Annotated in this window: 15 protein-coding genes; 4 read left to right on the top strand and 11 right to left on the bottom strand. The window is 72.2% G+C overall.

The window, feature by feature from the left end; all coding sequences use genetic code 11:
* Window positions 1-6: 6 nt before the first annotated feature.
* From aztD to aztB, 4 genes are read right to left on the bottom strand one after another with little or no spacing between them, the layout of a single operon-like run.
* Complete coding sequence (gene aztD, locus LL648_RS38790; protein ID WP_232667952.1) at window positions 7-1,221, bottom strand: zinc metallochaperone AztD; 1,215 nt, start codon at window positions 1,219-1,221, stop codon at window positions 7-9.
* Window positions 1,222-1,240: 19 nt separating this feature from the next.
* Complete coding sequence (gene aztC, locus LL648_RS38785; protein WP_232667951.1) at window positions 1,241-2,161, bottom strand: zinc ABC transporter substrate-binding protein AztC; 921 nt, start codon at window positions 2,159-2,161, stop codon at window positions 1,241-1,243.
* On the bottom strand, window positions 2,158-3,363 hold the full coding sequence (locus LL648_RS38780; RefSeq protein WP_232667950.1) for a hypothetical protein: 1,206 nt from the start codon (window positions 3,361-3,363) through the stop codon (window positions 2,158-2,160). Before LL648_RS38780 ends, aztC begins: the two co-directional genes overlap by 4 nt.
* Complete coding sequence (gene aztB / locus LL648_RS38775) at window positions 3,360-4,190, bottom strand: zinc ABC transporter permease AztB (RefSeq protein ID WP_232667977.1); 831 nt, start codon at window positions 4,188-4,190, stop codon at window positions 3,360-3,362. Before aztB ends, LL648_RS38780 begins: the two co-directional genes overlap by 4 nt.
* Before the next feature lie 52 nt (window positions 4,191-4,242).
* Here aztB and aztA point away from each other — a divergent pair, with 52 nt between their 5' ends.
* Window positions 4,243-5,004 carry a zinc ABC transporter ATP-binding protein AztA gene (gene aztA, locus LL648_RS38770; protein WP_232667949.1) on the top strand — a complete coding sequence of 254 codons (762 nt, stop codon included), beginning with the start codon at window positions 4,243-4,245 and terminating at the stop codon, window positions 5,002-5,004.
* On the opposite strand, the gene LL648_RS38765 is transcribed toward aztA, so the two are convergent.
* From LL648_RS38765 to LL648_RS38735, 7 genes are all read right to left on the bottom strand, one after another.
* Window positions 4,947-6,905, bottom strand: a complete 1,959-nt coding sequence (locus LL648_RS38765) for an alpha-glucuronidase (protein WP_232667948.1) — start codon at window positions 6,903-6,905, stop codon at window positions 4,947-4,949. The genes aztA and LL648_RS38765 overlap by 58 nt on opposite strands.
* Complete coding sequence (locus LL648_RS38760; RefSeq protein ID WP_232667947.1) at window positions 6,902-8,947, bottom strand: beta-galactosidase; 2,046 nt, start codon at window positions 8,945-8,947, stop codon at window positions 6,902-6,904. Before LL648_RS38760 ends, LL648_RS38765 begins: the two co-directional genes overlap by 4 nt.
* Window positions 8,944-9,639 (bottom strand): glycosyl transferase, encoded by a 696-nt coding sequence (locus tag LL648_RS38755; protein ID WP_232667946.1) that lies wholly within the window; start codon window positions 9,637-9,639, stop codon window positions 8,944-8,946. Before LL648_RS38755 ends, LL648_RS38760 begins: the two co-directional genes overlap by 4 nt.
* 13 nt (window positions 9,640-9,652) lie before the next feature.
* Complete coding sequence (locus tag LL648_RS38750) at window positions 9,653-11,230, bottom strand: ABC transporter substrate-binding protein (protein WP_232667945.1); 1,578 nt, start codon at window positions 11,228-11,230, stop codon at window positions 9,653-9,655.
* A 76-nt stretch (window positions 11,231-11,306) separates the two neighbouring features.
* On the bottom strand, window positions 11,307-12,230 hold the full coding sequence (locus LL648_RS46010) for a carbohydrate ABC transporter permease (RefSeq protein ID WP_232667944.1): 924 nt from the start codon (window positions 12,228-12,230) through the stop codon (window positions 11,307-11,309).
* Window positions 12,227-13,141 (bottom strand): ABC transporter permease, encoded by a 915-nt coding sequence (locus tag LL648_RS38740; RefSeq protein WP_232667943.1) that lies wholly within the window; start codon window positions 13,139-13,141, stop codon window positions 12,227-12,229. The genes LL648_RS46010 and LL648_RS38740 overlap by 4 nt, the downstream gene beginning before the upstream one ends.
* Entirely contained in the window at window positions 13,138-15,534 is a 2,397-nt protein-coding gene (locus tag LL648_RS38735) for a glycoside hydrolase family 3 N-terminal domain-containing protein (protein WP_232667942.1), read from the bottom strand. Before LL648_RS38735 ends, LL648_RS38740 begins: the two co-directional genes overlap by 4 nt.
* A 205-nt stretch (window positions 15,535-15,739) precedes the next feature.
* Between LL648_RS38735 and LL648_RS38730 the strand changes: the two genes are divergently transcribed.
* The 3 genes from LL648_RS38730 (at window position 15,740) to LL648_RS38720 (ending at window position 20,616) form a co-directional block, all read left to right on the top strand.
* Complete coding sequence (locus LL648_RS38730) at window positions 15,740-16,786, top strand: LacI family DNA-binding transcriptional regulator (RefSeq protein WP_232667941.1); 1,047 nt, start codon at window positions 15,740-15,742, stop codon at window positions 16,784-16,786.
* A complete protein-coding gene (locus tag LL648_RS38725; protein ID WP_232667940.1) occupies window positions 16,786-17,757 on the top strand; it encodes an acetylxylan esterase in 972 nt (323 codons plus the stop codon). The genes LL648_RS38730 and LL648_RS38725 overlap by 1 nt, the downstream gene beginning before the upstream one ends.
* A gap of 198 nt (window positions 17,758-17,955) precedes the next feature.
* On the top strand, window positions 17,956-20,616 hold the full coding sequence (locus tag LL648_RS38720) for an ATP-binding protein (protein WP_232667939.1): 2,661 nt from the start codon (window positions 17,956-17,958) through the stop codon (window positions 20,614-20,616).
* Window positions 20,617-21,584: the final 968 nt, after the last annotated feature.

Raw genomic sequence — 21,584 nt, 5'->3', positions numbered from 1 at the left:
CCGACGCTACGACGTGACGCCGCTGAGCTCGTTCGGTGTCTGCGGGAGCGAGGCGGTCGCCTTCTTCGCCCCGGACGTGAGGTCGATCGCGACGATCTGCTTCGTGCCGGGGTCGGAGACGTACGCCGTCGCGCCCCGCACGAAGAGCGCCGGTCGCGGCTGCTGCCACTCCAGCGGCTCCTGCCAGGCCCCGGTGACCGGGATGGACCGGACGACGGCTCCGGCCACCGGGTCGACCACGTGGATCTGCCCGTCCGTGCCCAGCACCAGCCCTTCGCCCTGCGGGCCCCGGCCCAGCGATCGGAAGCTGTAGCTGGCGGGGAGGTCCACCACCTTCACCTTCGCCGCGGCGGTGTCGATCAGCGAGATCTGGGTCGGGCGCTCCAGCTCGGCGTCCTTGTCCTTCTTGTAGTCGCCGAGCGTGATCGGTGAGGTGTCGGTGCCCGCCTGGTTCCCGATCCGGCCGTACGCGGTCGGGCTGGGCACCTTGGTGATCGCCCCGTCCTTGTAGATCAGCACGCCGTTCTCGCAGCCGACGACCACGGCTTCGCCCTGCGCGGTCGCTTCACCGTGCACTCCCGGGCAGTCCTCGTTGCGGGTGAGCTCCTTGCGGTCGGCGTCGAGGACGACGATCCCGCGGCGGGTCTCGGAGTTGCCCAGCGTGGTCACCAGCGTGCCGTCGGCCAGCTCGATCGCGACGCCGTGGTGCGGTTCGGCCGAGGTGTACCCGCGCGTCGCGGGTGGGCCGTCACCGCCGAGGCTGCGCGGGTCCAGCACCGTGACCTCCCCGGTGCCGTCGGTGAACAGCACGAGCTTGCCCGCGTGCCGCACCACGTGCCCGGGCTTCACGCCGGGGAACGTCACGTCGGTGAACGCCGCGCCGGCCGCGTCGAGCACCCGGAACCCGGCCGCCGTCGAGACGATGACGTGCCGGTCGTCGCCCGCGGGGTTGACCCGGTTGAACCCCTCCAGCGGGACGTCCGCCGCGATCTGCAGCGTCGTGCCGTCCAGCACGTACAAGCCACCGGCGTAGGTGACGACCACGGGATCGGTCACCGGCGCACCAGTCGCGGACGGCTGGGTCCCTGACGGTTGCACCTGGGGCGGTTGCCCTCCGTTCCCGGCGCCCGAGCCGCAGGCGCTCAGCACCAATGCACCGGCGGTGACGATGGAGAGCGCTGCGGCTCTCGCGGACCGTCCGGTTCGAAGTGACGTGGTCATGATTCCCTTTCCTCGGGTGTCACGATCGGGCGAGCCCGCCCGTGATCGCGTCGGTGTTGGAGCGCATCAGCTCCAGGTAGGTGCCGGCGCCTTCGCCGGGCCGGCTCAACGACTCCGAGAACAGCGACCGCACCTGGACGTGCAGGCCCGCCTGCTCGGCGAGCACGCGCGCCAGCCGGTCGGGCTGCGAGGAGTCGGCGAAGATCGTCGGGACGCCGGCGTCGCGGACGGTGCCGGCCAGTGACGCCAGGTCGGACGCGCTCGGTGATGCGAGCGTCGTGCCGCTCGGGACCACGGCACCGATGACCTCGAAGTCGTAGCGCTGAGCGAGGTACCCGAACACGTGGTGGTTGGTCACCAGCTTGCGCCGCTGGGGCGGGATCTCGGCGAACCGAGCGGTCATCAGCGCATCGAGTTGCTCGATCTCGGCGCCGTACCGCTCGGCGTTCGCGCGCACGACGGCGGGGTCGACGCCCCGCACGTGCGCGATCACCTGCTCGGCGATGAGGTCGACGGCCTCGCGCACCCGCCGCGGGTCGGTCCAGAAGTGCGGGTCGGGCCGGCCCGCACTCTCATCGGTGGCGTAGACGATGGGGTGCACGGCCTCGCCCGCGGCGAACACCGCGACCCCCGCCTCCCGCGCCGCCTCGACGTGGCGCAGCACACCCTCTTCCAGCCCCATCCCGTTGTGGACGACGAGGCCGGCACGTTCCAGCAGCGCCGCCTGCTGCGCGGAGATCCCGAAGGAGTGCGGATCGGCGCCGGCCTCCATCAGCACGGTCACCTCGGCCTGGTCGCCGACCACGTTGCTGGTGACGTCACCGAGGATGTTCGTGGTGACGACCACCCGCGTCCGCTCCGGCTGGACGCCCGCGCACGCGGTCACACCCACGAGCAGCGACAGCACCAGCAGCGCCGCGAACGACCGGTAGCCCTTCATCGGCCGGTCTCCACCACGTGAGCGGGCCTGCTCGGCACGTCGAACGTGCGGGCCCGTCGGAGATCGTCGTTGTAGTCGATCTCGTGGACCGACCCGGCGGCCGGGTCGTTGACGTAGGCCCGCGTCGGGTCGACCTGGATCACCGGCGGCGGGGCACCGGCCGGCACGGGCGCACGCAGCAGCGCCACCTGCGCGGTCTCCCGTCCGGTTGCGACGTCGTAGCCGTGCAGCACCCCGTCCGCGGTCAGGGCCAGCAGCGGCGCGCCCTCGCCCGGGGTGTTCACCGCGACGACGGGGCCGGTCTCCACGAACGTCCACTCCGCACGCGCGAGGTCCAGCGACCAGACACCGCGCTCCCCCGCCGGTCCAGCGAGCGTGGAGCTGCCGGGACGGTGGGCGAACTCGCGCACCCGCTCCCCGTCCGGAACGGGCCGTGGATACGGGATCTTCGTGCCGGTGAACACGCCGTCCCGCTCGGTCACCAGCAACGCCCCGTCCGCGCACCCGAAGACCGCGCCGCGGCGGGTCAGCGCCGAACCCTGCAGAGCGGGGCACGGGGTTTGGAGGGCCGCGACGCGATCGCCGCGCCTCGTGCGCACCTCGACCGCGTCGGCCCGCTCCTGCCCCTCCCGTGCGACCGACACCAGCACGTGCTCCCGGTAGGGCACCGCGTGGGCGAGGTGCGCCGGACCGGTCATCGTCCACTCGGGGACGACCGCACCGGCGTCGAGCCGGGCCCGGTCGAGCAGCACCACCGACCCGTCGGACCGGGAGACTGCCGACACGACCGGATCGCTGTGGACGTCCGTCAGCCCTGCACCGGGGAGCACACCGGCGTCGCGGGGCTGCGTCCGGTAGTAGTGCACGTGGTCGCCGTGGTCGACCATCCACGAGCCGCCGTCGACGACGTGCACGCCGCCGCCGGTCGTCAGGTAGGCGAAGCGCCCGTCGCCCGAGATGGCCTCGACCCTGCCGACCCCGGCCACCTCGAGCACCTGCTCGGTGGTCAGGTCGAGCACCCGGACCGTGCCGGTGTCGCCGTCGGCCACCACCAGCCGCGACTGCGCCTCCGCGACCTCCTCCGCGCCGGCCACGTACCCGTGCGGGACCTCCTCCGGCGGCGCCGCGACCGGTTCCGCGGGCCCGCAACCAGCAAGAACCACCACGGCCACCACCAGCGCGCAGCTGCGCAGGAGGGTCATGCCGTTGCTCCGGCCCGTCGGTGCAGCGCCGACGCCGCCGCGGAGACGAAGAAGAGCGCGACCGCGGCCGCCGCGATCGTCGCCCCGGCGGCGGTACCCGCGTGCCACGACACGACCAGCCCCACCACCGTGGCCAGCACACCGATCAGCGCCGCACCCGCCATGACCATCGGGATCCGGGTCGCCCAGAACAGCGCCGCCGCCGGCGGAGCGATGAGCAGGCCGAACACCAGCAACGTGCCGACCACGCGGAACGAGGCGACGATCGCCAGGGTCACCAGCGCGAGCTGCACACCGTGGGCGAGCCCCGGGCGCAACCCGAGGGTGGCGGCCTTGCGCACGTCGAAGGACATGGCGACGAACGCCCGGTGTCCCAGCACGGAGACGACCGCCGCGATCAGCACCGCGATCGCCAGCTGGAGCAGGTCGGCCGATCCGACGGCGAGCACGTCACCGAAGAGGAAGGCGGTGAGGTCCACCGCGAACGACCGGGAGTGCGACACCACGATGACCCCGACCGACAGCATCCCGACGAAGAGCAGGCCGATGCCGGTGTCGCGGGACAGCTGGCGCGAGCGACCGAGCGCGCTGACCCCCAGGACCATCACCGCGGCGCTGATCCCGGCCCCGACCAGCAGGTTCTGCCCGGTCAGCGAGGCGACCGCCACCCCGGGCAGCATCCCGTGCGACATCGCGTCGCCCAGGAACGCCAAGCCGCGCAGCACCACCCACGTGCCGGCGAGCGCGCAGATCAACGACACCAGGACGCCCGCGACGAGCGCCCGCCTGACGAACAGGACCTCGAAGGGGACCAACAGCCAATCCAGCACGGACGGTACATTAACCGTAATGACAACCGTTTTCAAAAGGAGTTCAGTGATGGTCGACACGCCCGACGCCGTGGTGATCCACGAACTCACGGCCGGCTACGCCCGCCACCTGGCGCTGTGCGGGGTGAGCGCCCGGATCCCGGCATCGCGGATCACCGCCGTCGTCGGGGCCAACGGCGCGGGGAAGTCGACGCTGCTCGACGTGATCGCCGGGGTCCGCCCGCTGATCTCCGGCCGCGTCGACCGCACCGGGTCGGGGCGGCCCGCGTACGTCGCGCAGCGCAGCGACGCCCCGGCCGCGCTCCCGATCACCGTCCGGAACGTCGTCGCGATGGGCCGGTGGGCCCACCGCGGACCCTGGCGCAGGCTCACCGCATGCGACCGGGCCGTCGTCGACGACCGCATGGCCCAGCTCGGCATCCAGCACCTCGCCCGTGCCCAGCTTGGCGCCCTGTCCGGCGGGCAGCGCCAGCGCGTCCTCGTCGCGCAGGGCCTGGCCCAGGACGCCGACCTGCTCCTGCTCGACGAGCCCGCGGCCGGCCTCGACCTGCAGGCCCGCCGCAGCATCGACGACGCCCTGCGGACCGCCGGCGCACGCGGGGTCACCGTGCTGCGCGTGACCCACGACCTCGGCGTCGCCGAGCACGCCGACCACTGCTTGCTTCTGCACCGGGGCACGGTGCTCGCCGAAGGCGCCCCTGCGGAGGTGCTCACCCCGGAGCGGGTGGCCGAGGCCTGGGGCGTTCCCGCAGGTCAGCGCACAGCGACCCGCCCCTTGGCATCAGGGATGCCGGACTTGCGGAAGAAGTAGGCACACAGCTGGTCGCGCCACTCGCGCGCGGAGCGCAGCTGCTCGGCGAGGCGTTCACGAACCTCGACGAACACGTCGTCGGGCACGGCGCCTTCCGTCCCCGCCCAGGCCGCCACCATCCGCTCGACCTCCTCGACCCCCTCGACGTGGGTGTCGTAGACGTGCTGGATCACGGTCGACCCGCTGCGGAGCACGTGCGTGTACGGCACGTGGTGGAAGAACAGCAGCAGCTCGTCGGGACACCTGGTCACCGACCCGTAGACGGCGGCCCAGTGCGGCGGGTACTGGCCGGCGAACCCGGTGCCGGTGGCGACGCTGCGGTCGACGCCCACGCCGTCGCGGTCGGCGAAGTGGTAGGTCCCCCACGGCGTGTACTCGTAGCCGTCGACGTCGGGCCCGTAGTGGTGCCCTGGCCGGACCATGAAGCCGACGCCCAACGGCGCGGTGTAGTCCTCGTAGGTGCGCCACGAGCCGTCCATGATCCGGTGCAGGGTGGCGCCGATCCCCGGCGCCGCCCCCGGGAAGGTCATCGCGATCCACTCGTCGAGCACGGTCGCCGGATCCGACGCCGGGTCCCACGCCATGCGGCCGAGCGCGTAGAGGTTCGCCTGCGCGAGCGGGTGCCCCGTCCAGAACCGGTCGTCGCCGACGTTCGACACCGCGACCACCCCGCCGACGTCCTCCGCGACCGTGGCACCGCCGGGGCCGCGCAGCCGGAAGCCGAGCAGCTCGCTCCACGCCGGCCCGAGATAGCACACGTGCCGCTGCTGGCCCGTGTACTCCTGCGTGACCTGCAGCTCCACCGCCAAGTGCGTGCGGGGCATCGCCGCGAGCACCGGGGAGAGCGGCTCGCGCACCTGGAAGTCCATCGGGCCGTGCTTCACCTGCAGCACGACGTTGTCGTCGAACCGGCCGTCCAGCGGGACGAAGTGGTCGTAGGCGGCGCGGGCCCGGTCGGTGGAGCGGTCGCGCCAGTCCTGGCGGTGGTCGTAGACGAACGCGCGCCAGTGCACCGTCCCGCCGAACGGCGCGACCGCGCGGGCCAGCAGGTTCGCCCCGTCGGCGTGGTCGCGGCCGTACGCGAACGGGCCCGGCCGGCCCTCGGAGTCGGCCTTCACGACGTACCCGCCGAAGTCCGGGACCGCCTCGTACACGCGCGCGGTCGTGCGCGCCCACCACTCCTGGACGCCGGGGTCGAGCGGGTCGGCGGTCGCGAGCCCGCCGAGCAGCACCGGCGAGTTGAAGCTCACCGAGAGGTGCACGCCGATCCCCCACGGGCGCAGGACGTCGGCGATCCGCGCGACGCCCGCGAGGTCGTCGGTGAGCAGCCGCGCCTCGCGCCGGTGCACGTTGACGTTGTTGATCGCGACCCGGTTGATCCCGACCGCCGCCAGCAGCCGCCCGTACTCCGCGACGCGCGAGAGGTCCGCCCGCACCCGCCCGTCGGCGTAGAAGATCGAGCCGCCCGAGTACCCCCGCTCCACCTGCCCCATCACCGGGTGCACGTCGACGTTGTCCCAGTGGTCGAGCATCCGCAGCGGGTACGCCGGGGCGTGCCGCTCGGTGGGGCGGTCCGGTCCGAACGCCGCCTCCCCCAGCCGCACCAGGTGGAACAGGCCGTGCAGCAGGCCCGCGCCCGCGCCGGAGACGGTCGTGACCCCGCCGCTCCGCGACACCACGTACTCCTCGACCCCGTCAGCGGAGTCGTCATCGGTGGCGGCGAGCACTACGTCCGCAGACCCCGGATCGTCGACGAGCTGCCCGCCGTGCAGCGCGACCGCCCGCCGGATCTCGGCCCGCACCGTCTCCACGAGCAGGCCCGCACCGAGCACCCGTACGCGCCGGGAGCCGAGCGGTGCGAGCAGGTCGTCGGGCAGCCAGGCGGGGTGGACCGCCGTCACGCCGGGTCCTCGCGCAGCACCAGCACGTCCGTCGGGTCGAGGCGCAGCAGCTCGCCGAGCTCGACCCGGCGGCCGGTGAGCAGATCGGTCCCGGAAGCGTGCGCCGCCACCTCCACCGGCTTGCGGCCGTGGTGCAGGACGAACGCGGTGCGCGTCCCCTCGCGCTCCCGCACCGCCAGCTCCAGGTCCTCGACGTCCGCGTACGGCCCGGTGAGCCCGTGGCGGTCCAGCACTCTGCGCACCACCCAGGCCACCCCGGCGTCGTCGAGCGCCGTGGCCACGTACCAGGCATCGCCACCGGAGCCCGTCCGGCGCCGCGTCACCGCGGGGGTGCCGGCGTAGAAGTCCGCGCCGTAGGTGCCGACGACCTCGGCGCCGTCGGGCACCACCAGCTCGAACACCAGGCGGGCATCCGACACGATGCCGGTGTCGTGGTTGCTGCCCGGCCCGAGCAGCCGGACCGGGTTGGTGACCTCCGGGGGTTGCGCGTCGGTCTCCTCCACTCGCACGCCGAACAGCGCGGCCAGCGGTCCGGGGACGTCGGCGAGGAACGCGTTGTCGGACTCGTCGACCCGCCCGGAAAGGAACGTCGCGAGCACCGATCCGCCGCGGGCCGCAACCGCCTCCAGCCGCTGTGCCAGATCACCCTTGACCATGTGCAGCAGCGGCGCGACGACGACGTCGTACGGGCTCAGATCGGCCGTCACCGGCACCACGTCGAGCTGAGCGCCCGCCTGCCACAGCGCGCGGTGGTAGGCCATGACGACCTGCTGGTAGCGCACGTGCCGGTTGGGCCCGTCGGAGATCTCCACGGCCCACCAGCTGTCCCAGTCGAACAGCAGCGCAGCGCGCGCGGGGGTGCGGGCGCCGAGCACGGCGTCGCCGAGCCGCTCCAGCTCGGCGCCGAGCGTCGCGACCTCCCGGAAGCTGCGCGTGTCGGTGCGCCCGGCGTGGTCGAGCACGGCGCCGTGGTACTTCTCGCACGCGCCGCGCGACTGGCGCATCTGGAAGAACAGCACCGCATCGGCGCCGTGTGCCACCGCCTGCCACGACCACAGCCGCATGACCCCCGGCCGCTTCAGCGGGTTCACGTCGCGGCTCGCGGTCACCGTCGGCGTCTGCTCCATCAGCCAGAACGGGGCACCGCCCTTCAACCCGCGCATCAGGTCGTGGGTCAGCGCCATGCGGGCGTGCGCGCGGTCGTCCGGCGGGTAGTTGTCCCACGACGCGACGTCGAGGTGCTCGGCCCAGCGGTGGTAGTCGATCGGCCGGTACATCCCCATGAAGTTCGTGGTGACCGGCACCGCGGTGTCGTGTGCGCGGATCGCCGCCTTCTCGTCGAGGAAGTTGGTGAGCATCGCGTCGGAGGTGAACCGCAAGTAGTCCAGCGTGATCCCCTGGAACGCGGTGTGGTCGGGGCCGCGCCAGTGCTCGCTGAGCGCGTTCGGCGCGACGATCTGCGCCCAGTCCGTGAAGGTGTGCGACCAGAAGGTGGCGTTCCACGCGTCGTTGAGGACGTCCAGCGAGCCGTAGCGCCTGCGCAGCCAGTGCTGGAACGCGACCGTGCACGAGCCGCAGTAGCAGGCGCCGCCGTACTCGTTGCCGACGTGCCACGCGACCAGCGCCGGGTGCCCCGCGTAGTGGCCGGCGACCCGGTCGGCGAGCGCCGCGGAGAGCCTGCGGAACACCGGCGAGCTGGGGCACGCGTTGTGGCGCTGCCCGTAGACGTGCCGCCGGCCCTCGAAGTCGGTCCGGTTGACCTCGGGGTGGCGGTGCGCGAGCCACGGCGGCAGCGCACCGGTCGCCGTCGCCATGATGATCTTCATGCCGGCCGCCGACACGGTCTCCACGATCTCGTCGAGCAGCGTGAAGTCGTACGTGTCCTCGTCGGGCTGCAGCAGCGCCCAGTCGAAGACGCCGAGCGTCACCGTGTCGATGCGCGCCAGCTCGAACGCGGCGAGGTCCTCGTCCCAGACCGGGCGTGGCCACTGCTCGGGGTTGTGGTCCCCACCGAAGAGGATCTTGCGACCGGCGGTCGTCATGCGGTGTGGTTCTCCTCGACATCGGCGATCATCGGTCGGGCGTTGTGCAGCAGCACCAGCGCGAACAGCGATCCGAGCAGGGCCAGCACCCAGTCGGACGTGACGAGGACCGTGCCGGCGGCGAGCACCAGCAGCGACGCCGCACCGAGCGTCGTGCGCGCCCGCCCGAGGTGGTGCAGGCCCAGCAGCGCGGCGTCCCGGGTCCGCAGGGTGAACAGCGAGGTCAGCACGAGCACGTGCGCCGACCACAGCACCGTCGCGACCAGCAGGACCACGAGCAGCGTCCCCACCACGGCGCGCGGCACCGCGGGCGCGACGGCGAGCTCCAGGTGCGCGAGGTTCGTCACCAGCACCGCCATCAGGCAGAGCGCGGGCGCCCACCACCGCAGCACGTCGACGACGTTGGCCCGGTAGCCGCGCCGGAAGTGCCGCGCCGGCTGGAGATCACCGCCGGTCGGGCAGGCGCGCCAGGCGAACAGGGTCGCCGAGAGCGCCGGCCCCACCGGCAGCAGCGCGAGCGCCACGAGCGGCGCGTTGGAGGTGTCGGGCACGAGCAGCACCAGCAGCACCAGCCCTGGCGACGCGGTGACCAGCAGCAGCAGCTCCAGGACCAGGACCTGGTAGACGGCCGCGGCGCCACGGGCGAGCACCCCGTCACCGGGTTCCCGCAGACTGCGCGGCGAGGCCGACACCCGAACCACCGGGTCAGCGGTTCCCGGACGCGAACCGCTCGTGGGCGGAGTTGACGAGATCCACGTACGACGTCATCCCCTTGCCGCCCAGCTCGGTGACGTAGGCGTCCCATTGGGACAGGTCCCGCTGACCCAGGATGAACTGCAGCGTCGCCTGCTCGGTGTGGTCCTTGAGGCCCGACTCCCACAGCGTCGCCTGCTCGCGCTCCGCCTCGGTGAACGGGTAGGGCGGCGGCAGCGGCAGCACGTCCTTCTGCGCCATCAGGCCCTGGAACTCCAGCTCCTCCGGGGAGAACGTCGACTGCAGCAGCTCGGTCGTCCCGCCGTAGGCGAACACGCCGCCGGAGAACCCGTACTCCTTCTGCAGCTGCAGGATGCCGGTGATGCCGGGAGCCAGCGCCCGCTTGCCGTCCGGGCCCTTCGTGAACGTCGTGCCCTCGACGCCCCACTTGGCGAGCTCCTGGCCGGCGTCGGAGTACCAGAGCCAGTCGATGAACTGCATCATCGCGACGAAGTTCGGGCTTTGCACGGCGTCCGCGTTGATCATGATGCCGTTCTCGAGCTGTGACTCGGAGGTGATCACGTTGCCCGCCGGACCGGCCGGGACGGTGATCTTCGAGACGGTCGCACCGGGCACGTTCTCCAGCGCAGGCCGGTAGTCGTTGACGATCATCTGCGCATTCGTGCTGATCGCGAACGAGCGCCCGGTCGCGAGCTTCTGGATGGCGGTGTCGTTGTCCTGGGTGAAGCTCTCCGGGTCCAGCAGCCCGTCCACGACGAGCCCGTGCAGATACTCGATCATCGCCTTGTACTCGGGCATCGCTCCGGTGAAGACGAACCTGTTGGCCTTGGCGTCCCAGGTCGCGTTCTCGTAGCCCCAGTTGGTGCCGCCCTTCGTCCCGTAGGTCATGGCGAGGATCTCGAGCAGGCTCCGGCCCTTCTCCCGGTCGGACAGCGGGTAGGAGTCGGGGTACTTCGCCTTGATCGCCGCGAGGACGTCACGCAGCTCCGCCCACGTCGTCGGCGGACGCAGGCCGAGCTGCGCGAGGACGTCGGTGCGCATCGCGAGCGTGTAGTCCTGCCAGACCTTCTCGTGCACGCCGGGCAGCAGGTAGAAGCGCCCGTCCGCCTGCCGCAACGTGTCGAGGTGCCCGGCGAGGCCCCACTTCTCGACCTTCGCCTGCAGGTTGGGCATGAGGTGCAGGTAGTCGCTCACGGGCAGGATCGCGCCGGAGGCGACGTAGGCGTCCTCCTGGCCGGGGTAGGTCTTCGGGATGATCATCGGGGCGTCCCCCGCGCCGATCACCAGGCTGCGCTTCTGCTCATAGCCGCTGCGCGGCACGACCACCGGATCGAATTGGACGTTCGTGCGCGCGGCGAGCTCCTTCCACAGCAACCAGTCGTCCTTGATCGAGTAGGCCTCGTGGTCGCTGTAGAGGATGGAGAACTTCACCGGCTCGGTGGCCCGGAACTGCTGACCTGCCGCGTAGCCCGGCATCGCGCCGACGTCCTTGCCCGTCAGGTCGGCCGGGCCGGCCTCGGTCCCGCCCCCGCCGCCGCACGCCCCGAGCACCAGCGCAGCGGCTGCCATGATCGCTGTTGCTGCGACCTTCCCAGTACGAGTCACCATTGACCTGTTCCCTTGTGGACGGTTCTGCCGTGGACGGTTACTGCTTGACGGAGCCGAGCATCACGCCCGACACGAAGAAGCGTTGGACGAACGGGTAGACCGCGAGGATCGGCAGGACCGTGAGCACGATCGTCACCGACTGGATGCTCGCCGACACCTGCGCGAGGTCGCCTGCGCTGCTGCCCGTCGAGCTGGCGTTCGCGGCGCCGACGATGAGGTTGCGCAGGTAGACCGTGACGGGGAACAGCTCGGCGCGGTCCATGTAGAGGAAGCCGGCGAACCACGAGTTCCAGAAGCTGACCGCGTAGAACAGCGTCATCGTCGCCACCACGGCCTTCGACAGCGGCAGCACGATCCGCCAGAGGATCCCGTAGGTCGACAGCCCGTCGATCTTTGCGGCCTCTTCCAGCTCCGGCGGCATGTTCTCGAAGAACGACTTCATCACCAGCAGGTTGAACACCGATATCGCGTTGGGCAGCACGATCGCCCAGATCGTGTTCTTCATGCCGAGGCTCGTGATGAGCACGTAGTTCGGGATGAGCCCGCCGTTGAAGAACATCGTGAACACGGCGATGCCGATCAGGGCCGTGCGGCCGCGCAGCTCGCGCTTGGACAGCACGTAGGCGTAGCAGGTGGTCAGCACGATCGCGATCGCCGTCGCCACCACCGTGTAGACGACGGTGTTCTGGTAGTTGCGCCAGAACAGGGCGTCCGACATCACCAGCTCGTAGGTGGTGGTGTTGAAGCCCCTCGGCACCAGGTTGACCTGGCCGCTGCGGATGTAGGAGTCGTCGCTGAACGACTGCGCGATGATCGTGACGAACGGGTAGAGCGTCACGGCGACCACGCACAGCAGCACCACGACGTTGACCACCTGGAACACCCGGCGGCCGCGCGACTCCCGGATCCCGGCCAGCCGCGGGCGCAGCTCGACCGGCCGCTTCAGCACGCTCCCCGTCACCACAGGCTCGCCCCCACCGTGCGGCGCGAGATCGCGTTGGCACCCAGGATCAGCGTCAGCCCGATGACCGCCTCGAACAGCCCGATCGCCGCGGCGTAGCTGAAGTTGTTCGACTCCAGCCCGACCCGGTAGAGGTAGGTCGAGAGGACGTCGGCCGTCGGGTAGGTCAGCGGGTTGTAGAGCAGCAGCACCTTCTCGAACCCGACCGCCATGAACGTGCCGACGTTGAGGATCAGCAACGTCACCATCGTCGGCCGGATGCCGGGCAGCGTCACGTGCCACGTCTGGCGCCACCGGTTCGCCCCGTCGATCCGGGCGGCCTCGTAGAGGTTCTCGTCGATGGTGGTGAGCGCGGCGAGGTAGAGGATCGTGCCCCAGCCGACGGTCTGCCACACCTCCGAGGAGACGTAGACGGTGCGGAACCACTCCGGGCGCTGCAGGAACGGGATCGCCTCACCACCGACGGCCCGGACGATCTGGTTGACCGTCCCCTCGACGGAGAGCAGCTGCATCAGCATGCCGGCGACGATCACGATGGACAGGAAGTGCGGCAGGTAGGAGACGGTCTGCACGAATCGCTGGAAGTAGCGGGTGCGGACCTCGTTGAGCAGCAGCGCGAGCACGACGGGCAGCGGGAAGCAGAACAGCAGCGTCAACGCCCCGATGACGAAGGTGTTGGTGAAGACCTGCCAGAACGTGGGGTCGCCGAGGAACATCGTGACGTAGCGCAGCCCCACCCAGGCCTCGCCGAAGATGGAGCCGCCCGGCTCGAAGCGGCGGAACGCGATGACGTTGCCCAGCATCGGCACGTACCTGAAGACCAGCAGGAACACCAGCGGCAGCAACGCCAGCGAGTAGAGCTGCCAGTCCCGGCGCAGCGTGCGCCGCCACGGCTCGCGAACCGCCCTCATGCGACACCCACCGCCGCCGGCCCGCGGTCGACGACCGTCACCTCGGCGGCGCTGACCAGCTGCCGGTCGTGGCCGACCGCACGCAGCGCGCCGACCATCCGCAGCCGCAGCGCCGCGTGGACGTCCGCGCTGGAGCGGGAGATCCGCAGCTCGACCTCCCCGGGCTCGACGACCATCCCGCCGCCCACCCCGGTGAACGCGGCCAGGTCGGCCGGCACGGTGAACCGCACCCGGGCACGCTCCCCCGGGTCGAGCGCCACCCGCGCGTACCCGACGAGCCGCACCACCGGGCGCGTCACCTGCGCGACCGGGTCGTGCAGGTAGAGCTGCACGACGTCGGCGCCGGCAACGGCACCGGTGTTGCGGACCGTCACCTCGACGCGGACGTCCCCGTCGACGGCCCACGTGCCGGTGCCGCCCTCCGGAGAACCACCCTGCAGCTGGGCGTCCTCCCACGTGAACTGCGCGTAGCCCAGGCCGTGGCCGAACGGGAACGCCGGCGTCGGATCCACGTTCGACACCCCGGACCGCAGCCCGAGCGGCGCGGACAGGTACGTGCCGGGCTGGCCACCCGGGTCGCGCGGCACGCTCACCGGCAGCCGGCCCGATGGCGACACCGCCCCGGTCAGCACCTCCGCCACCGCCTGCCCGCCGCGCTGGCCGGGGAAGAAGGCCTGCACGATCGCCGCGGCGTCGTCGACGTACTCCCCCAGCGCGTACGGGCGACCGGTCAGCAGCACCACGACCACCGGTGTCCCGGTCGCGAGCACCGCACGCAGCAGGTCGGCCTGGACACCGGGCAGGGTGAGGTCGGTGGCGTCGCAGCCCTCCCCCGACGTACCGCGCCCGAACAGCCCTGCCCGGTCACCGACCACGACGACGCACACCTGCGCGGCGCGCGCCGCCGCGACGGCCTCCGCGATCCCGGAGCGGTCCGGATCGGTCACGTCGCAGCCGCGGGCGTGCACGATCGTCGCGCCGGGCGCGGCGACGTCCAGCGCGGCGCGGACCGACGGGATGTCGATCCCGATCGGCACCTCGGGGTGCTGGGTGCCGACGTGGGCGGGGAACGAGTAGCAGCCCAGCATCGCCATCGGGTCGTCCGCGAGCGGCCCCACCAGCGCGATGCGGGCGCCCGGCGCGAGCGGGAGCACCGCACGCGGGTTGCTCAGCAGCACCACCGACTCGCGGGCCAGGCGCAGCGCGAGATCGCGGCTACCGGCGTCGTCGAGCACCAGATCGGGGCCGCCCGTGGGCTCGGCGCTCCAACCCTCGTCGAGCAGACCCAGTTCCGCCTTCTGCCGCAGTACGCGGAGCAGCGCGCGGTCGACCAGCGCCTCGTCCACCTCGCCTGCGTGCACCGCCGCCAGCAGCGGGGCCCCAAAGGTGTCGACGGTGGGCAGCTCCACGTCGACACCCGCGGCGAGCGCGAGGGCGGCGGCGCGGCCGGCGCTCTCCGCGACACCGTGCAACGTCTCCAGGAAGCGCACCCCGAAGTAGTCGGCGACGACCGTGCCCTCGAACCCCCACCGGTCCCGCAGGAGGTCGGTCAGCAGCCGCGGGTCCGCGGCCGGTGGCACACCGTCGACGTCCGCGTACGAGTGCATGACCGACCGGGCACCGCCCAGGCGCAGCGCGGCCTCGAACGGCGGGAGGACCACGTCGGCCAGCTCGCGCGCGCCCATGGACACCGGGGCGAGGTTGCGGCCGGCCCGGGATGCCGAGTAGCCGGCGAAGTGCTTGAGCGTCGCGACGACGCCGGCATCCTCGAGGCCGCGGACGTAGGAGGCGCCGATGGTGGCGACGAGGTAGGGATCCTCGGAGATCGTCTCCTCCGTGCGGCCCCACCGGTGGTCGCGGGCCACGTCCAGGACGGGCGCCAGGCCCTGGTGGACACCGGCGGCGCGCATCGACGCGCCGATGCGCCCGGCCATCTCCTCGATCAGCTGCGGGTCGAACGACGCTCCCCACGACAGCGGGACGGGGTAGACGGTGGCCCGCCAGGCGGCGAAGCCGGCGAGGCACTCCTCGTGCACGAGCGCCGGGATCGCGAAGCGGCTCGCCGCCACGATCTCGGCCTGGGACCGCGCCAGCGACAGCGCACCGGCGACCGGCTCGACCGGCGCCGTCCCGAACGGGCGGGTGAGCTGGCCGAGCCCGTGGCGGATGACCTCCGCCCACTCGACCGTCTCGCCGGCGAGGTCCGACTGGTGCGGCGCCACCCCGCCACCGGAGGCGTCCGCCCCGACCCACACGCCGACGAGCTGGGCCAGCTTCTCCTCGATCGTCATGCGGGCGGCGAGGTCCGCGGCGCGCTCCGCCGGCGAGCGGCGGGGGTCGCGCCAGGCCGGACGCCCCTCGCTCGCGGGCTGGTCGCCGGCCTGCACGGACATGGACGACCTCGTTTCGGCTCCGAAACTATCGGCGATTTGGCCGATACTGAGAGGCCAGAAGTTAGCGATAACATCGCGGAAGCGTCAAGACTCGCCGGCATGGTCTCGACGAATGTTGCGGTGGAGCCGCTGCCGGGCTGCTATGTTGCCGCCGATAGTTGCGGAGCCACGGCGGCTCCGATCGAGGACCAGGAGCAGCGAGCGCATGTCGTCCACGGAGCAGGACCTGCAGCGCGGCTCGGCGACGATCGCCTCGATCGCGGCTGAACTCGGCGTGTCGATCCCCACCGTCTCGAAGGTCCTCAACGGCCGCGCCGACGTCGCCCCGGCCACCCGGGCGAAGATCGAGGAGGCGCTGGAGCGGCACCGGTACAAGCGGCGCAACCGCGGCCCGACCACGGCCGGGCCGCCGCTCATCGACCTGGCCTTCCACGAGCTGGACTCCGCGTGGTGCATCGAGATCATCCGCGGGGTCGAGGCGGCCGCCCGCGTGGCCGGGGTCGGCGTCGTGCTGTCCGAGCTCGGCGGCGAGCACCGTCCGCAGCAGGCCTGGCTCGACGCGGTGCTCGCCCGGCGGCCGCTCGGCGTCATCCTCGTCCTGTCGAACCTCGGCCAGGCCCAACGCCACCAGCTCGAGAGCCGCTCCATCCCGTTCGTCGTGTTCGACACCGCGGGCGAGCCGCCGACCGGCGTCCCCACCGTCGGCTCCAACAACTGGAGCGGCGGGCTCGCCGCCACCCGCCACCTGGTCGAGCTGGGCCACCGCCGCATCGCGGTCATCTCCGGCCCGGCGGACGTCCTCTGCTCCCGCGCGCGCATCGACGGCTTCCGCAGCGCGCACGAGGAAGCCGGCCTCACCGTCGACCCGGCGCTCGTGCGCCACGGCGACTTCTACGTCGACGGCGGCTACGAGCACGGCATGCAGATGCTGTCGCTGCCCGACCCGCCCACGGCGATCTTCGCCGGCTCGGACATGCAGGCGCTCGGCGTGCTGCGCGCCGCGCGCGAGCTCGGGCTGGAGGTCCCGCACGACCTGTCCGTCGTCGGGTACGACGACCTGCCGCTGGCCCGGTGGGTCGGGCCCGCGCTCACCACCGTCAACCAGCCGTTGCTCGACATGGCCACGACCGCCACGACCATGCTGCTGGAACTCGCGCGGGGCGAGGACCCACCGCTGCGCCGGGTCGAGCTCGCCACCGAGCTCGTCGTCCGCGAGAGCACCGCACCGCCGCCCGAGCCGAAGGACCGCTGATGGCGCAGTTCGACCTCCCGCTCGACCAGCTGCGCACCTACCTCCCCGACGTCGCCGAACCCGCCGACTTCGACACGACGTGGGCCGCGACGATCGCCGGCTCCCGGACCGCACCGGCGTTGCTCGACGTCCGGCCGACCGACAACGGGCTCACGATCGTCGACACCTGGGACGTCACGTTCGCGGGCTTCGACGGCCATCCCGTCAAGGCCTGGTACACCCGCCCCGCCGGCGCCGGCGAAGCCCTGCCCGCCGTCGTCGAGTACATCGGGTACGGGCGCGGCCGCGGGCTACCGCACGAGCGCCTGACCTGGGCGGCGGCCGGCTACGCCCACCTGCTGATGGACAGCCGCGGGCAAGGCGGCCAGTACGGCACCGGCGGCCACACCCCGGACCCCGTCGGCTCCGACCCCGCGGCGCCGGGATTCGTGACGCGCGGGATCCTCGACCCGACCCAGCACTACTACCGGCGGCTCGTCACCGACGCCGTGCGGGCCGTCGACGCGGCACGCGCACTTCCCGGCGTCGACCACCGACGCGTCGCCGTCGCGGGCAACAGCCAGGGCGGCTACCTGGCCATCGCTGCCGGGGCGCTCGTCCAGGACGTGCGAGCCGTGCTGGCCGGCGTCCCGTTCCTCTGCCACGTCGAGCGGGCGCTGGAGATCACCGAGGACGGGCCGTGGCAGGAGCTCGTGCAGTACCTCTCCGTCCACCGGGATGCCCTGGACACGGTGCTGCGCACGCTCTCCTACGTCGACGGCGTCGCCTTCGCGCGCCGCGCCGTCGCACCCGCGCACTTCGCCGTCGGGCTCCGGGACATGATCTGCCCGCCCTCCACGGTGTTCGCGGCCTACAACCACTACGGCGCCGGGAACAAGACGATCGAGGTCTACCCCTTCAACGGGCACGAGGGCGGGGACGCCGTGCACGCCCGCCGCCAGCTCGACTGGTTGCGCGAGATCATGCCCTGACGTCGGACCGCGCGCCAGGGAGTGCCGCTCGCGCAGCTCACTCGGGCACGGGGAGGGCCGGAAAGTGGCTTTGCTGCCCTCGCGGGCGGGTCGGGTCGGCCTGCTGTCGGCCGCCTGTCAGGCCGCTGACGTCCCAGGTGGATCCTTGACTCGCTCGACGGGCGACTGGTTTGCTCCTCGACTGTCGAAGACTTCGGGGTGTTCCTGCAACGCCTGCGCACCGGAGCCAGGCTGACCCAGGAACAGCTGGCCGAACGCGCAGCGGTGAGCGTGCGCACCATTCGCAATCTCGAAAGCGGCCGGATCCGGTCGCCACGGCCCGATTCGCTCCGACAACTCGCCGAGGGCCTCGGGATCACCGGCGCGGAGCTCGCCGATTTCGAAGCCATCGGTCGGCACGGGTACTGGTCGGACCGCAACTCCACCACGCATCCCGAGCCCGTGGCACGCGGCCGGCCCGTTCCTGCTCAGCTCCCCGCCGACGTCATCGACTTCACCGGCCGCGAGCCGCACATCTCGGCGCTCGACGCCCTCCTGGAGCGCGCGCTCGACCTTTCCGGCGCTGCCCCGCGCACCGCCGTCCTCGTCGGTGCCCCCGGGGTCGGGAAGACCGCGCTCGCCCTGCACTGGAGCCACCGATCGCGGCGCCATTTCCCCGACGGGCAGCTCTACGTGAACCTGGCGAGCTACTCCACCTCGGCGCCGGTCTCGACAACGGACGCGCTCGCCTACCTGCTGCGTGCTCTCGGCGTCGCGCCGGACCGGGTTCCGTCCGACCCCGCCGAGGCCGCCGCTCTGCTCCGCTCAGTGCTGGCGGACACGCGAACCCTCATCGTCCTCGACGACGTCCGGCATGCCGGCCAGGTGCTGTCGCTCATGCCCGGCGCACCCGGCTGCTTCGTGCTCGTCACCAGCCGCACGTCGCAGCGGGCACTCGTCGCCCGGACGGGCGCGCACCAGCGGAGGCTGCTCCCGCTGGCGCCCGACGAGTCGCACGAGCTGCTGTCGCGGGTGCTGGGATCCGCGATGACCCGCGCAGAGCAAAGCGCAGCCGTCGAGCTCGCCGAGCTCTGCGGTCACCTCCCGCTGGCGTTGCGGATCGCGGCCGCGAACCTCGCCGACCGACCAGGCGGTTGCCCCCTCGGCACCTACGTGCAGCTCCTGCGCCGCACCGATCGCCTCGCGGCCCTCTCGGCCAGCCCCGATCCCGACATGGCGGTCCGGACCGCGTTCGACCTGTCCTACCGTGCTCTGCCCGCCCCGGCGCAGCGGCTCTTCCGGCTCGTGGCGCTGGCCCCCGCCCGCGAGGTCACGACGGCCGCCGCGGATGCGCTGCTCGGCGCGGGCGACGAGACCGAGGAACTCCTCGAAGTGTTGACGGCTGCGCACCTCATGGAGCAGACCGGCGCCGACCGGTTCGTCCAACCCGACCTGCTGCGCCTCTACGCCGTCGAACGTTCGATCCGCGAGGACACCGATGCCGAGCGCGCGACTGCGTGGGAGCGGCTGCTCGCCGGCTACCTCGACGTGCTCGACGACGCGGCGGCGCTGCTCTACCCCGGCGCATTGCGACTGGCCCCGCGAGACAAGACCGAGCGGGACGGGACCGAGCGGAACCGGTTCGCCGATCATCGTGACGCGTTGGAGTGGGTCGACACCGAGCTGCCCGCGCTGCAGGCCGCTGTCCTCGTCGCCGCCGACACAGGCCCACGCTCCGCGGCCTGGTTGCTCGCCGACGCCTTGCGCGGCTACTTCCAACTTCGAGGAACCACCGGCCCGTGGCACGTCATCGCCGGTGCGGCGCTCTCGGCAGCGGAAGCCGGGTCCGATTCCGCGGCGCAGGCCGGCTCCCACCTCGGTCTGGCCGGGGCGTTCGCCGCCCAGCACCGCTACGACCAGGCCACGCACCACGGCGAGCGAGCCCTGGAGCTCGCCCGTTCCGCGCGGTGGACCGCAGGCGAGGCTTCGGCGCATCGCGCGATCGGCAACCTCCGGCGGCTCTCCGGACGCCCTACCGAAGCCGTCGCGCAGTTCCAGATGGCGCTGGCGCTGGCGCCGCCCGGTCACGAAGCCGGGCGCGCCGCCCTGATCGAGCTGATCGCCACGACGCACCACGAACTCGGCCGGCTGGCCGAAGCTGCCGCGCACTACGAGAAGGCGCTGGCCGTGCACCGCGCCCTCGGCTCGTCAACACCCGCGGCGCAGGTCATGACCGGGCTCGGCGACGTGCTGAATGAGCTGGGGCGGCCGGACGAAGCGCTGCACTACCTGAACGAAGCGCGCACCGTCCACAACGAGCTCGCCGACCGGGGCCGGGAGGCATACAACCTCCGTTGCCAAGCGGAGGTCCACCGAGACACCGGGCGGCTCGATGAGGCGCTGCGGCTCGCGCACCAGGCGCTCGAACTCGCCTGCCGGAACGACCTACCCCGCGTCCAGGCCCAAGCGACCGAGACGATCGGGTCCATCCACCTGAAGAGCGGGCGGTACCCGGCGGCGCTGGCCCAGCTCGACGCGGCGCTGGGGATGGCGGTGTCGACCAACAACCCGTACGCCCAGGCCCAGACGATGATCGGCTTGTCCACCGTCCACCGGCACACGGGAAACGGCACCAGCGCCGTGGAGTACGCCTTCGAAGCCGTCGAGCTCGCCCGCCGCGGGAGCTACACCCTGCTCATCGGGCAGGCCATGACAGCACTGGCCCGGGCCGAGCTGGCAACCGGTCTGATCGACGCTGCCGCCGAACACAGCCGCGCCGCGATCGCCGCACACGACGTGACGGGGTGCGCAGCCGGCCGCGCGGATGCCGAGCAGGCGCTGCTCGAAGCCCTGGCACGCCTGCCGGATGGCAGCAACTGAAGCCGCGCGGCGCTCATCGGCATCGCGGCGGCCCTCCTGCTCGCCCCCTCCCGACCCCGGCGGCAAGTGCTGCACCGCGGGCCACACGATCGATCCGCGAAAGCAGGCGCGCCCAGTCCGCGAGCCAGGCTGGACGGCGAGTCGACACCTCCAACACGGCGAGTCGACACCTCCAGCGAGTCGGGGCCAGGCCGTGCACGAGTCGGGGCGAGGCCGTGCACGAGTCGGGGCGAGGCCGTGCACGAGTCGGGGCGAGCCCGAGCACGAGTCGGGGTAGCCGGGTGGGTGAGTCGCGCGTTGCAGCACGGCGAGTCGACACTTCTGGCACGGCGAGTCGACACCTCCAGCGAGTCGGGGCCAGGCCGTGCACGAGTCGGGGTGAGCCCGAGCACGAGTCAGGGCGAGCCCGAGCACGTGTCGGGGGTAGTCGGGTGGGCGAGTCGCGCGTTGCAGCACGGTGAGTCGACACCTCCAGCACGGCGAGTCGACACTTCTGGCACGGCGAGTCGACACTTCTGGCACGGCGAGTTCCACGTTCCAGTGGGCGAGTCCCACGTTTCGGCGGGCGAGTCCCACGTTTCGGCGGGTGAGTCGCGCGTTTCGGTGGGTGGGGTGGGTTTCTCGACGTGGTTCGTCGAGTGGGTTCGTGGCGGTGGTCTCGCGGCGGTGGTTCTGTCGGGCTTGAAGGTTGCGTTCTTGAGGGCGCCCTCGCCGGGCGGGCAAGTCTCCGGGATGGTCGGGTCGTGCCATCCCGTCGACCTCCTTGGGGATACCACACGGCCGCCCGTGGGCGGAGCTTCGTCGGTTGTGTTGCCGTTTTGTTGAGGGCCGCCCACGGGCGGCCGTGTGGTGGGGATATTCCAGGTCGACGGGATGGCACTCTCAGCTCCACCTGTGGGTGGCGGCACGCCGGTTTGGGCGACCTCGCAGAGCTCGTTGTGTTCTCGCAGAGGTTGTGCGGTCTGCGA

It is taken from the genome of Pseudonocardia sp. TRM90224 (genome assembly GCF_021245725.1).
Classification (GTDB): domain Bacteria; phylum Actinomycetota; class Actinomycetes; order Mycobacteriales; family Pseudonocardiaceae; genus Pseudonocardia.
The sequence above is the reverse complement of the archived record's forward strand: the minus strand, read 5'-3'. Positions and strand labels throughout refer to the sequence as shown.